Consider the following 11,906-nt stretch of genomic DNA (forward strand, 5'->3'; position numbering starts at 1 on the left):
TAAATTTCCCGGAATAAGGAATTTTAAAGAAAAAATCATGCAGCAAATACCATGCCTTGGGATGTTTTGGATGGAAGTTCTTTAACAGGGAAACAGCATACTCAGATCGGATACACCATGGTGATGACACCGCTTCCGATTGTTCCTGAATTATCGGTAATTTCAAAATCCATTCCTTTGTAAAGCTTTTCGAGCATCGCGTCGGCGTTAATCAGGGCGACCTCGGCATTCACGGCATCTCCGGGGAAAACAGGCTCATTTTGCGGAAAAGTCTGGCTTGCGGTATACGTATCATTTTCAAAGGGAAATTTAAAAAACGCTCTGAATCCTGACGAAACAGGCGTAACCAGGCCTCCATCCTCGGTTTTGTTGTACGTAATCAAAGCACTAAAATGGGGCCGTTTTTTCATGTTTAAATTTTCGGGAGATGATCAAATAATAAAATATAGATAGTCAGATGATGATTGACATTTCAAAGGATCTCAAAATCTCACATCTGTTAATGCACCAGGGAATAGATGGCAACAGCAATTCCTGCGTAAGCGACCACCGTGATGATATCAGCAATCGGTTGTGAAAAACGCTTTTCAGCAATTTTTTCGCTGTTGATCTGGTTTTTGTGGAATTTAAATGTTTTTTTAGGATTGTGCACCGCGTGAGCTACCAGACTGTCGCTTTCCCACTTGTCTACAATGATCTTATATGATCTGCCGTCAACATTGATCTTAAAATTCTTACCGGGTGTAAGCTTCTCCTGAACATTAACCGGCGGTGGCGCCTGTTGTACTGTACCGGTATTCACATTAGCGGCTGCAGCAGTGTTCATTTTTGCAGAAATATTCGAGGACATCGTTGTCCCGTTTTTAGATTGCTGCTTGGGATCAGCAGGTACTTCAGGCTGTTTTTTTACCTGGTAGGTATAGCAGCTGGTGAGGCAGAATGATAATATGATGAGATAGAGATTTCTTTGCATTGGTCTAATTTAAGAATTAAACGGAATATCCGATAATTTCTTTTGACAAAATTATGTTTTTTCAGAATGGTCTGCCTCATCCGGCCAATCTTTTTCGGACTAATGGCATCTTTTTTAGAAGAAAACTGACTATTCCGGCTGGATAATGACAAAGCGAACCAGTGGGAATTCTTTTTTGATGGTTTCCCGGATCCGCTGAACGGCCAACGTAATCTCTTCTGTATCAAGATGATCTTTAAAGTCGATGATCAGCATCAGTATAATCTCTTCCGGCGACTGATAGGTAGATAGGATATTTTTGGCTTTCACCACGGCAGCGTCCTGCTCAGCCAGCCGGATGATTTTTTCCCGGATCTCGGGTGCTATTCCTTCTCCCATCAGCAGGCTTCTGCTTTCCCTGGCCAGTATTAAAGAAACAAAAACCAGGATCAGCCCCACAATAATAGAGGCCACGCCATCCAGTTCGGGAATCTGAAACGAATAACTCACGGTCATTAAAATCATGACCACGAGCAGCCCGGCCACCGCCGCACCATCTTCAAAAACAACCAGAAAGCTCGACGGATCTTTACTTTTGATTATTGAATCCCACCATCCTTTTCCATCACGCGTTTTATTAAATTCTTTTAAAGAAATAAGCAAAGAGGTTCCCTCGAAAATGAGCGAAAGAACCAGTACGATATAATTCCAGAAGGGATCTTTCATCACTTCCGGCTCAATGATGTGTAAAATTCCCTGGTAGATTGACAAGGCGCCACCCAGGCCAAAGATCAGTATCGATACGACAAAAGACCAGAAATACAATTCTTTACCGTACCCGAAAGGATGCCATTCATCAGGTGCCTTTTTACTTCTTTTTATTCCATACAACAGTAACAGCTGGTTGGTGGTATCAACCGTCGAGTGGATGCCTTCCGAGATCATGGATGAGCTGTTTGTAAATGCGCCTGCGGTGAATTTTGTGACGGCTATCAGCAGATTGGCGGCAAGTGCGCTGTAAATTGATTTACGATTGTTGGCCATTTAATATATATTCAATAACCAGATGATCAATACAAACCGTAATCCAACCTGAATATTTGCCGTTGAAATTCTTATTTAAGTTAAAAAATTAAACTCCTCAGACTCAAATTCAACAAAATCATCCGTTTTCTTTATGGAATTTAAAAGATGGCAATAAAGTATTATTTTTTTTCTGGTGTTTAATGAATAAATGAGCCGTGTGATGTCTCACAATAGACTATTGTGTGACACCGGTAAAATAGCATTGTAGACATGATAAAACGGCGGTTTATGATGTTCGGAAATTTTAATAGTGAATGCCAGAAATCGTTCGAAATTTACAGGTGGAATTTACGGTTGTGTTTAATTTAATAGTGGTACGTATGTGGTACAAAGTGCTGTGCTAAAGCATATTTTCCGGTTTTTGGTGGCACATGCTTTGTGTGGTAAAGAACATGACACCACCAAATAATTCACAAAATACAGACTTTGCGATACACGTAAAAGATGCCTTCAGATCGTTTATCGACGACAAGCTTTTTCCATGCGTGGCAGCCAAGGCAGCATTGACCAGGGATCAGATGCATATTTTTGTAGCAGGCCATCTGGCGTGCCCGAAAGATGACAAGGATATTCTTGATTTTATCTACGATTTTATTGATGAATACAGGAATGCGGATCATGATTTCCATACAGCGTGCATTATTTTTCCCGAGACGCACGGAATTGATGAAGAAACTTTTGACCGCCTCATGTGGGGCAGATTACAGGCACTGTCAGATCTCGACGTAAAAAACTATGCTTACGACCCACGGGTTGATTCCGATCCTTCATCGCCTCAATTCAGTTTCAGCCTGAAGGAAGAGGCTTTTTTTATCATAGGCCTTTCCCCGGACAGCAGCAGGGATGCTAGAAAATTCCGGTATCCGGCTATTATATTCAATCCCCATGCGCAGTTTGAAAAACTCAGATCTTTAAACAGGTATGATAAAATGAAAAATATTGTGCGCAAGAGAGATGTGGCCCTGAGTGGATCAATCAATCCCATGCTCAGGGATTTCGGAGACGACTCAGAGGTATACCAATACAGTGGCCTGAGATACGACAGAAACTGGGAATGTCCTTATAAATACAATAATAAATGAATACAATACCCCCAAGAAGCGGCACCGCCTTCATTCTCCGAAAAGGAGAGAAACTGAAAATAACCGACATCAAAGGAGAACAGGTTTCAGATTTTATATGCTTTAATCTTAACGATCCTAAAGAATATCTTTCCTCAGGAAGAACGATCGATTATGCAGAAACAATTTTTCTCACCAAAGGAAATCCTTTTTATTCAAACAGGAGCAATGTGATGTTTAATATTCTCGAAGATACGGTCGGCAGGCACGATTTTCTGCTCACCCCATGCAGTGCGGATACATTCCGTATTATTTATGGCGACGAGCATCCGCACCGCGGCTGTTTCGGTAACCTTTGTGAAGCCCTGGAACCTTTCGGAATCGAACCGGATGCTATTCCCATTTGCTTTAATGTGTTTATGCATGTGACGGTAAACGGCGAAAGTGGTAAAATAGAGGTCTTGCCACCTAAAAGTGGGGCCGGTGATTTTATCATCATCGAAGCAGCCATGGATCTGATTGTCGGCATGACCGCCTGTTCCGCAGAAATGTCGAATAATTATTCCTTTAAACCAATCGGGTATTCAATAAGCCAATAGACTAGTATTGTCCAATCTTATTGATTTAATTCCATCATATTTAAAATTTAAAAATGTAATCAGCAGTTTTAGTTATTTCCGGCTACAAAAATACCAATCCAGCTACTTTTTAAATTCCGTTTTTCAGGAACTTTGTTCTGTAAATGAATGCCTTTTAAAAAGAATTTACGGAAAAGATCTCAGGACATGGAACATCCGTGTACCACATAGACGAATGTAAAAGAATAATTAATAATACAGATTGAAATGGATTTTATTAAAGGAAAAGTAGTGGCCATTACCGGGTCGAGCAGCGGAATCGGAAAAGCCATCGCCATCAAATTGGCTGAAAACGGGGCTAAAGTTATTTTAGGAGCCCGAAGCACCGAAAAACTGGAAAAGCTTACCCGGGAGATAAAAAACAAAGGAGGTGAAGCCTCTTATACAACCATCGATGTGAAGAATAAATCTGATTTAAAACTTCTGGTGGACACGGCCGTCACCCAATACGGAAAACTGGATGTTATCGTCAATAATGCAGGGATCAGTCAGCTGGGCCGCATCGACGATCTGGATGTCGACGGTTGGGAAGAAATGATCGATATCAATCTCAAAGGCGTTCTCTATGGGATGGCAGCGGCAATACCGGTCTTTAAGCAGCAACAGTCGGGACACATCGTCAATATTATTTCAACGGCAGGATTAAAAATTACTTCTATGATGGGCGTGTATGCCGCAACAAAAAATGCCGTTCGCACCATTGCGGAAGGCTTTCGTCAGGAGTCAGACGGAAAAGTACGCATCACAGGGATTTCACCGGGATTTGTGAAAACAGATTTTGCCGGCAGCATCAGAAATGAAGAAATGAGAACGGTTATTCAGGAAGAAATGGATCAGATTGCTCTGGATCCCACAGCGATTGCGAATGCCGTAATGTACGCCGTAAGTCAGCCGGATGATGTCGAAATCGGAGAAATCGTGATTCGTCCGTCAAAACAAAATTGATTACATTCGTTAAAAAAATGAAGACTCCCGCCAACCTTCATCATATCAGAAGCATATCGCAGTTAGTCCGGCTTTTCGGGCTTCCTGCGCCGCCTCATCCGTTGATTACATTAGTGAATTACGATCAGGCAGGTGTTGAGCGGTTTCCGGACGATCAGAAAATAACCCTTGATTTTTATAAAATATCCTTTAAATCCACATTCAGAGGACAAATAAAATACGGACAGGGCTTTTACGATTTTGAAGAAGGCGGTTTAGCTTTTTTAAAACCCAGGCAGATCGTTTTTTCACCGGCAGAGCTCGAAAGCTATCAGGGCAGTGCTCTGTATTTTCATCCGGATTTCATCCGAAATTACACCCTGGGAAAAACCATACACCAATACGGCTTTTTCTCCTATGATGTCTCGGAAGCTTTATTCCTGTCTGCCGGAGAAAAAGAAATCATAGCCGGTTTATTTGATTCCATAGATCATGAATTAAACGGTAATATAGACCTTTTCAGCCAGGATGTCCTCGTGTCGCAGCTGGAATTATTGTTAAATTACAGCAATCGTTTTTACAACCGCCAGTTTATCACCCGAAAAGCCGTAAATCATGAGATCATCACTTCCCTGGATGAGCTGTTAAATACTTATTTTGAAGAAGGGAATAGTCTGAAAAACGGCCTGCCGTCAGTGAAATTTATCAGTAGCGAATTGAAAATGTCGCAGCGCTACCTAAGCGATATGTTACGTTCATTTACAGGGCTGAACACCCAGCAGTACATTCAGAATGCAATCATAGAAAGGGCTAAAGAAAAATTATCGACCACGAATCTTTCAGTCTCGGAAATAGCTTTTGAACTGGGTTTTGAGCATTCGCAGTCCTTCAGCAAACTATTCAGAAATAAAACCGACCTTTCTCCGCTGGAATTCAGAAATTCATTCAAGTAAAGCATAATTACTTTCATTAAAAATAGCTTCCGTAAGTTATTCCCTTCAGTATAGGTTAGAATCTATGTACCCGGATGATTTTAATTTTCAAATGGTCAGGGCCATGTGTACAATAGGATAATCTTTGCCGGAACCGTCTTTTTCGGATCTTCCTGTTGGTATGAATCCCAGTTTTTCGTAGAAGCCTATGGCCTGTGGATTTTGCTCATTCACATCGACCCTGCTGACGTCCTGTGTTTCTTTCATAAAGTGAAATAACCTTTTTCCGTATCCTTTTCCGCGATAGTCATCATGGACAAAAAGCATTTCCAGGTTTCCTTCATAAGCCGATGAAAACCCGACTGCGATCCCCTGCTCAATGAGAATAAATACCTCAAGGTTGGGCAGGTAATCTGTCGGAATGATATTTTTAAAATACATTACATCTTCTTCCGCGAGAAAGTCATGGGTAGCCCTTACCGCAGATTCCCAGATTTCCATGATTCTGGGATAATCTTCCGGGGTAGCGCGCCTGATTTGTTGTGACATTGTAATAAAAATTGGTGTCATAAAGCTAAATATTTTAAAACGGTTCCGCTAATAATTATCATTGCAAAGCTGTTTAAACTTTTTATATAACCACAAAAGTCACAAAAGATGAGCTCAATTTTATCTTAAGTTGATGACTGTAAATGAAAAAAAGGCAAATAGTCTTAAAAAATCTTCGAATTTATTCTTTTTGAGACCTTTGATTGTTTTTTAATCATTGTGTTACGATTTTCCTTTGTGGCTTTTGCGGGTAGTTGTGCACTGAGTTTAAACAATATTATAGAAATAATATATTTAATGTGTTTATTAATAAGCATAAAACATATAAAATTAAACTTAATGCATAAAAAAATAATCTTAATGCATATAAACATCATCTTAAAGTATATAAAAGTACGCTTAAAGTGTATTAAAATGAGCTTAAGGTATATAAAAGTACGTTTAAGGCGTATTAAAATGAGCTTAATGCGTAGAAGCATCATCTTAAAGTATATTAAAGTACGCTTAAAGCGTATTAAAATGAGCTTAAGATATATAAAAGTACGTCTAAAGTTTATTTTTAAGGCAAAAATCGTTGATTTTTCCTCCATAAAAACGGATCTTCTATAAAGAATATCTGAAAACAGGGTAAATAAGTTTAAACAGGTTTTGCTTATAAAAAACTATTCGGCGTACATTTTAAATCTCCGTATTCCGGAAATTAAATAATTATTTTTCATTTCTAAAAGCAAAAACAGAGAAGATTGCCCCCGCCACAGCACATAATCCAAAGACCCGAAAGCTCTCATTAATCCCCATATTGATGATGAGACTGAAGATCAGGCTTCCCAAACCATATCCCATAAACATCACAAAGGCAAACAGGCCTATAGCAATACCCTTGCGTTCAGAAAGAGTCGTGATGATCGCTGCAAACAACGGATGGGTCATATCGAAAGCTAGGGATAGCGTAGCGATCAGCAGGCAGGAAACAATAAGCGGTAAATGCATGGCCAGCAGAAGAACGGATACCGCACCAACCGTTATCCCCAGGGGAATGATCTTATTTCGTCCGTATCGGTCAGCCATTTTCCCAAGAAACGGACCTGACAGAAGCCCGGGGATTCCGTATCCTATCAGGGCCAGGCCAACGCCTTTTTCATTCAGATGGTAATTGCTGAAAAAGAAAAATCCTGTCCAGGCAAAGATGCCGCTGTGGAACATTGAATTCAGCAGAACGAAAGTGTACGTACGGCGTCCCCGTGGTAATTTGAGGAGATCATAATATTCGGAGATCATTGTTTTAAAGGCTGTCGTTTTTGTATTCGGTTGACCGAGGTAACGCTTCCGGTGAAAAAGAAGTACAGCAAGAATCATCAGACCCAAAAAAGCAACCATCCAAAAAAGCATTCTCCAGCCGACAAATGCTGTAAGAAGCGCACCTGAACTTGAACCGAAGGCTGTTCCTGCCGCCATGAAGCCGAAAAAAATACCCAGGGCATGTCCTCTTTTTTCGTACGGAAAACGGTCGCCAATCCAGCCTATCGTAGTCGGTGCCACGCCACCCGCAATAAGGCCGGTCAGCAGCCTGAAGAAGATCAGCTCATCAATGCTTCTGGCAAAACCCGTGACTGCTGTGATGATGATAAAACCGCAAAGAGAGAAAACAATGACCGGAAAACGGCCGTATTTTTCAGACAGTGGAGCATAGAATAAGGTTGAAACCCCATAGCTCAAAAGATAAGCCGGTTCGATAAAGCTCACATACCGCACCGACGCATGAAAATGGCCGGAAAGCTGCGGAAGGATCGGCGCCACCATAAACCCCTGAAAAAAGACAATAAAAGTCCCTAAAGATAATATGACAACCAAAGAAAAATTTGGAGTGCTTTCTAAAGCAGGATTCATGTTTCTGCCGATATGCTGATGTGTATTCATTTTTTACTTTTTCAATCCGGAGGACAAAATTAAATAGATTACATTTGCAGTACAGGTACAGTTTCGGTTAAAATAAACAATACAGATGAAAGGCTATAAATTTGAGCTCTTCACCGATGATATCGAGAAAAAGATCAGGGAAGGGATTTTAAAGCCGGGGCATAAATTGCCATCGGTAAGAGATACCAAAGATAAATATCAGCTCAGCAGCAGTACCGTACAGATGGGGTACGAACACCTGATCCTTACCGGACTGGTAGAAAGCATCCCAAAATCCGGCTACTACGTGAGTAATACCATACACGAAAAGGCAGAACCTTCAGGAAAAAAACAATATCCCGTTGTCCGGGATGCCGTTTTCAGCAATCACCTTGCTCTTACCACCACTATCAATAAGGGCCGGAAAATTTCGGAGTTCAACGTGGCAGCGCCCGGAAATCTCATGATTCCACAGAAACTATTGCTGCGCACCATGCAACAGGTCATCCGGGAAGAAGGATTGAGGCTCCTGCAATATTATCCCGCAGGCGGGCTGACGGAATTAAAAGAGAATATAATTAAACGTGCCGCATTCTATCAAACAGATTTAAGGGCAGACGAACTTCTCATCACCGATGGAGCCTTGCAGGCCCTGTATATTGCGCTTGCCGCAACCTGTGACCCCGGAGATGTGATCGCTGTAGAAAGCCCATGCGTATTCTCTGTATTGGAAGTGATCAAAGTCTTAAAGCTTAGAGTTATCGAGGTTCCGGTAGATCCGATGTTTGGCTTTGACGTTGACTTTTTCAGGGGAGCCTGTGAAAAAAACACTATAAAAGCAGTTGTTGTGACTCCCAATTTCCATAATCCTACCGGTACGAAACTGAGTGACGAGCAGAAAATGATGTTGCTGCATATTGCCCTCCGGCATAATGTCGCCGTGGTCGAAAACGATATTTACGGCGATCTGTATTTCAACGGGCAGCGTCCGGGAACCATAAAAAGTTTCGATGAAAGCGGGCTTGTGCTGACCTATTCCTCTTACTCAAAAACACTTGCGCCGGGGATCAGGCTCGGCTGGCTGAGTGCAGGGAAATTTATGGAACGTGCCGAACAGATCAAATTTGCATTGGGAAGCACGGTTTCTCCTGTCTATCAGGAAACGGTCACCCGCCTGCTCAAAGGCAGCAGCTACGACCGGCATGTACGGTCGTTCCGTATGCAGCTGGCAAAAAATGCCCATCTCGCAATCAATCTCCTTTCTACGCATTTTCCGGAGCAGACATTAATCACAACGCCTTCCGGAGGATATAATCTCTGGGTAAAGATGCCTGCCGGTGTCGATATGAAATTCTTTTACGATCAATGTGAAAAAATCGGTGTACGCTTTACTCCGGGATACACATTTTCATTTTCGCGGAATTTTGAACATTATTTCAGGCTTGTTTTTGCAGATACCTTTTCTTCCAAAAGAATTGAGGCGATCCGGCAGCTCGGACAAACCTTAAAGTAGCATCTGTACCGTTTATATTTAAAGAAATTGTACCCTTATGATTGATGCTGATGATGATACATTTGTTAAAAATTTTATTGAGATGGCGAATATCGTTACAAAATTTGCACTGGCAACAGATGCATCCACGGATGTTCTTTTGGAATTGATTATAAAACTGATCACGGAAAAATTCGTCGATATACTGGATCCCGGTAGGTTGCAGGAATATATCGATACCTATTATAACAGGAAATATTTTGTCAGTGAAATGAACAGCATGTCGAATCAGTGGCTGGTAGTGTATGCCGATGACGTGGCTGTCGGGTATGCAAAAGTGACTTCCAGGGGAAAAGTTCCGGCAGTTCTCGGGCAAAAAAGAGCAGTGCGTATCGCTGATTTTTCAGTGCTGAGTGAATGTACGCAACCGGAGATCCGTGAGTCATTATTTGAAAAATGCCTTTCGGTATGCAGGCATGTCGATGGAATTTGGATCAATGAATACATAGAATATCCGTTCATTGATTTTTTTGAAAGTAAAGGATTTGTACGACAGCGGGAAATCAGCGAATTTGACGAAATATCACTGCCATCATGCTGCCTGATCCGTTTAAACATAAAAAATTAGAAATAAAATGATAGAAGCCGTAATCTTTGATATGGACGGTCTCCTGATCGATTCGGAGCCCTTTTGGAAAACAGCAGAAAAAGAGGTTTTCGGAGCTCTTGGAATTGAAGTCACCGAGCCGCATACGTCCTTAACAAGCCGCATGACAACAAGGGAAGTTGCCGAATACTGGTTCGCAGTAAAACCGTGGAATGGTAAAAGCTTAGCAGACGTTGAGCAGGAAGTCGTCGACAGGGTAGGAGAACTTATTGATCTGTACGGAGTGAAAATGCCCGGAGTGGAGGAGACACTCCGGTATATTAAGATGTTGGGGCTGAAAATAGGATTGGCTACAAATTCACCAAAATCACTCATCTCCAGGATATTGGAAAAATTGAACATCAGCAATTATTTCGATGTTGTACTTTCCGCCGATGATGTCGATAAGGGAAAACCGAACCCGGATATTTACCTCAAAACAGCATCCACTCTTTCGGTGGATCCATCCAGATGCATTGTTTTTGAAGATTCACCATCAGGAGTCAGCGCAGCCGTTGCGGCAGGAATGACTGTCATTGCAGTTCCCGAAGAATCTTTTTACAGACATTCGGGATTCGACATGGCTCATATAAAAATCAAAAGCCTTCATCATTTTTGTGAAGAACATACCGAAATATTGAATACCGGAATCAGCTGTTAGAAAATAATTTAATGAATTGATTATTAATTAAATCTCTATATATCGATGATGAAACTTCCTATCCTTACTTATCTGCAGAGCATGATCAGTAAATCGTTACTCCCTGAAATGCAGACGCATATGCAATATCCTACCGCCATATCAAAAACGCTGGGAATGAAAATTACCAAAATCAGCCCGGGGTCGGCAACCGTAGAAATTGAAACGAAAAAGGAATTACATGGCAATCAGCAGGGCACCATTCATGGCGGGCTGATCAGTGAGCTGGCAGATGCGGCGATCGGTACGGCACATTCTACTTTCATAGCAGAGGGCGAATCTTTTACAAGTATTGAATTGAAAATCAATTTCTACCGTCCCGTTTTTGGAGGGACCCTTACTGCTGAAGCCCGTCCGTTACACACGGGCAGAAATATCAGTCATTATATCTGTGAAATCAAAAACACTGAAGGTAAAATGGTAGCATCAGCAACCGGCACCATTATGACATTGTACGGAGAGAAGGCTATCGGGCGCTGATGTCCGGTATTCTTAGGGAGATCTTCAGGTTGTTCGTCGTGATTTCTTATTCAGAAAATAATTTTTTTAAAAGATTTTGAATTAAATTTTATTTTTAAATTTGTCACATGAATTTCCTGAGACTATTTCTTACCATCTATTTCGCGGTACTCACTGTATTGCCGTGCAATGATGTGAAGGCACAGTCTATTTCGGGAGATTCCACTAAAATATCCATCTATACCGGCGATTCCCATTCCAAAGACAAAGGGGATATCTGTTCTCCGCTTTGCATTTGCAACTGCTGCCAGATGGTGGTCGGTTCTTTTAAAATCGTACCTATTTTAACCTTCCCTGAGAAAATAAAGTCTTACTATTCCGGGAAAATTCTCTTCCAGAAGAATGATTTCGTCTATCTGGTCTATGATCAGATATGGCAACCGCCTAAAATTTAATTTTTATTGTTTTTTTGAAAGCCGGCTTTCAAAATGTGCTGTGATCCATTGCGATAATATTGCATTGTTTACAGCTCTACTTTCGCTGTATACGTCTGTGGTGATGTCCTGGACGT

General features: G+C 41.4%; 14 protein-coding genes. 9 read left to right on the forward strand and 5 right to left on the reverse strand.

Annotation, left to right across the window (positions count from 1 at the left end; all coding sequences use genetic code 11):
* Positions 1-101 precede the first annotated feature (101 nt).
* The 3 genes from AC0N32_RS14095 to AC0N32_RS14105 all read right to left on the reverse strand — a co-directional run bounded on the left by AC0N32_RS14095 (position 102) and on the right by AC0N32_RS14105 (position 1,996).
* Complete coding sequence (locus tag AC0N32_RS14095) at positions 102-410, reverse strand: hypothetical protein (RefSeq protein WP_476394493.1); 309 nt, start codon at positions 408-410, stop codon at positions 102-104.
* 89 nt (positions 411-499) lie between these two features.
* The gene (locus tag AC0N32_RS14100; RefSeq protein WP_476394494.1) at positions 500-973 is read right to left on the reverse strand and encodes a hypothetical protein; all 474 of its coding nucleotides are present in this window, start codon (positions 971-973) and stop codon (positions 500-502) included.
* A 129-nt stretch (positions 974-1,102) separates the two neighbouring features.
* Entirely contained in the window at positions 1,103-1,996 is an 894-nt protein-coding gene (locus tag AC0N32_RS14105) for a cation diffusion facilitator family transporter (protein WP_476394495.1), read from the reverse strand.
* Positions 1,997-2,430: 434 nt separating this feature from the next.
* Here AC0N32_RS14105 and gntA point away from each other — a divergent pair, with 434 nt between their 5' ends.
* The 4 genes from gntA (at position 2,431) to AC0N32_RS14125 (ending at position 5,614) form a co-directional block, all read left to right on the forward strand.
* Positions 2,431-3,120, forward strand: a complete 690-nt coding sequence (gntA, locus tag AC0N32_RS14110; RefSeq protein WP_476394496.1) for a guanitoxin biosynthesis heme-dependent pre-guanitoxin N-hydroxylase GntA — start codon at positions 2,431-2,433, stop codon at positions 3,118-3,120.
* Positions 3,117-3,698, forward strand: coding sequence for a DUF1989 domain-containing protein (locus AC0N32_RS14115; RefSeq protein ID WP_476394497.1), 582 nt, complete (start codon positions 3,117-3,119; stop codon positions 3,696-3,698). Before gntA ends, AC0N32_RS14115 begins: the two co-directional genes overlap by 4 nt.
* A gap of 246 nt (positions 3,699-3,944) precedes the next feature.
* On the forward strand, positions 3,945-4,682 hold the full coding sequence (locus AC0N32_RS14120) for an SDR family oxidoreductase (protein ID WP_476394498.1): 738 nt from the start codon (positions 3,945-3,947) through the stop codon (positions 4,680-4,682).
* Positions 4,683-4,699: 17 nt separating this feature from the next.
* Positions 4,700-5,614, forward strand: coding sequence for a helix-turn-helix domain-containing protein (locus AC0N32_RS14125; protein ID WP_476394499.1), 915 nt, complete (start codon positions 4,700-4,702; stop codon positions 5,612-5,614).
* A gap of 87 nt (positions 5,615-5,701) precedes the next feature.
* On the opposite strand, the gene AC0N32_RS14130 is transcribed toward AC0N32_RS14125, so the two are convergent.
* Positions 5,702-6,163 (reverse strand): GNAT family N-acetyltransferase, encoded by a 462-nt coding sequence (locus AC0N32_RS14130; protein ID WP_476394500.1) that lies wholly within the window; start codon positions 6,161-6,163, stop codon positions 5,702-5,704.
* 687 nt (positions 6,164-6,850) lie between these two features.
* Positions 6,851-8,059 carry an MFS transporter gene (locus AC0N32_RS14135; protein ID WP_476394501.1) on the reverse strand — a complete coding sequence of 403 codons (1,209 nt, stop codon included), beginning with the start codon at positions 8,057-8,059 and terminating at the stop codon, positions 6,851-6,853.
* A gap of 85 nt (positions 8,060-8,144) precedes the next feature.
* Here AC0N32_RS14135 and AC0N32_RS14140 point away from each other — a divergent pair, with 85 nt between their 5' ends.
* The 5 genes from AC0N32_RS14140 to AC0N32_RS14160 all read left to right on the forward strand — a co-directional run bounded on the left by AC0N32_RS14140 (position 8,145) and on the right by AC0N32_RS14160 (position 11,790).
* On the forward strand, positions 8,145-9,551 hold the full coding sequence (locus AC0N32_RS14140) for an aminotransferase-like domain-containing protein (RefSeq protein WP_476394502.1): 1,407 nt from the start codon (positions 8,145-8,147) through the stop codon (positions 9,549-9,551).
* An 82-nt stretch (positions 9,552-9,633) separates the two neighbouring features.
* Entirely contained in the window at positions 9,634-10,158 is a 525-nt protein-coding gene (locus AC0N32_RS14145; protein ID WP_476394503.1) for a hypothetical protein, read from the forward strand.
* A 7-nt stretch (positions 10,159-10,165) separates the two neighbouring features.
* Positions 10,166-10,837, forward strand: a complete 672-nt coding sequence (gene hxpB / locus AC0N32_RS14150; protein ID WP_476394504.1) for a hexitol phosphatase HxpB — start codon at positions 10,166-10,168, stop codon at positions 10,835-10,837.
* A 45-nt stretch (positions 10,838-10,882) separates the two neighbouring features.
* Positions 10,883-11,356, forward strand: coding sequence for a PaaI family thioesterase (locus tag AC0N32_RS14155; RefSeq protein ID WP_476394505.1), 474 nt, complete (start codon positions 10,883-10,885; stop codon positions 11,354-11,356).
* A gap of 107 nt (positions 11,357-11,463) precedes the next feature.
* A complete protein-coding gene (locus AC0N32_RS14160; RefSeq protein WP_476394506.1) occupies positions 11,464-11,790 on the forward strand; it encodes a DUF6660 family protein in 327 nt (108 codons plus the stop codon).
* Positions 11,791-11,906 lie beyond the last annotated feature (116 nt).

This window comes from Chryseobacterium endophyticum (genome assembly GCF_056333165.1).

What these genes read in the sequence shown, in the direction of transcription:
- AC0N32_RS14105 (WP_476394495.1), bottom strand. Translation starts at nt 1,996, where the DNA reads ATGGCCAACAATCGTAAATCAATTTACAGCGCACTTGCCGCCAATCTG.
- AC0N32_RS14120 (WP_476394498.1), top strand. Translation starts at nt 3,945, where the DNA reads ATGGATTTTATTAAAGGAAAAGTAGTGGCCATTACCGGGTCGAGCAGC.
- AC0N32_RS14145 (WP_476394503.1), top strand. Translation starts at nt 9,634, where the DNA reads ATGGCGAATATCGTTACAAAATTTGCACTGGCAACAGATGCATCCACG.
- AC0N32_RS14155 (WP_476394505.1), top strand. Translation starts at nt 10,883, where the DNA reads ATGATGAAACTTCCTATCCTTACTTATCTGCAGAGCATGATCAGTAAA.
- AC0N32_RS14115 (WP_476394497.1), top strand. Translation starts at nt 3,117, where the DNA reads ATGAATACAATACCCCCAAGAAGCGGCACCGCCTTCATTCTCCGAAAA.
- AC0N32_RS14140 (WP_476394502.1), top strand. Translation starts at nt 8,145, where the DNA reads ATGAAAGGCTATAAATTTGAGCTCTTCACCGATGATATCGAGAAAAAG.
- AC0N32_RS14130 (WP_476394500.1), bottom strand. Translation starts at nt 6,163, where the DNA reads ATGACACCAATTTTTATTACAATGTCACAACAAATCAGGCGCGCTACC.
- gntA (WP_476394496.1), top strand. Translation starts at nt 2,431, where the DNA reads ATGACACCACCAAATAATTCACAAAATACAGACTTTGCGATACACGTA.
- AC0N32_RS14100 (WP_476394494.1), bottom strand. Translation starts at nt 973, where the DNA reads ATGCAAAGAAATCTCTATCTCATCATATTATCATTCTGCCTCACCAGC.
- AC0N32_RS14135 (WP_476394501.1), bottom strand. Translation starts at nt 8,059, where the DNA reads ATGAATACACATCAGCATATCGGCAGAAACATGAATCCTGCTTTAGAA.
- AC0N32_RS14125 (WP_476394499.1), top strand. Translation starts at nt 4,700, where the DNA reads ATGAAGACTCCCGCCAACCTTCATCATATCAGAAGCATATCGCAGTTA.
- hxpB (WP_476394504.1), top strand. Translation starts at nt 10,166, where the DNA reads ATGATAGAAGCCGTAATCTTTGATATGGACGGTCTCCTGATCGATTCG.
- AC0N32_RS14160 (WP_476394506.1), top strand. Translation starts at nt 11,464, where the DNA reads ATGAATTTCCTGAGACTATTTCTTACCATCTATTTCGCGGTACTCACT.
- AC0N32_RS14095 (WP_476394493.1), bottom strand. Translation starts at nt 410, where the DNA reads ATGAAAAAACGGCCCCATTTTAGTGCTTTGATTACGTACAACAAAACC.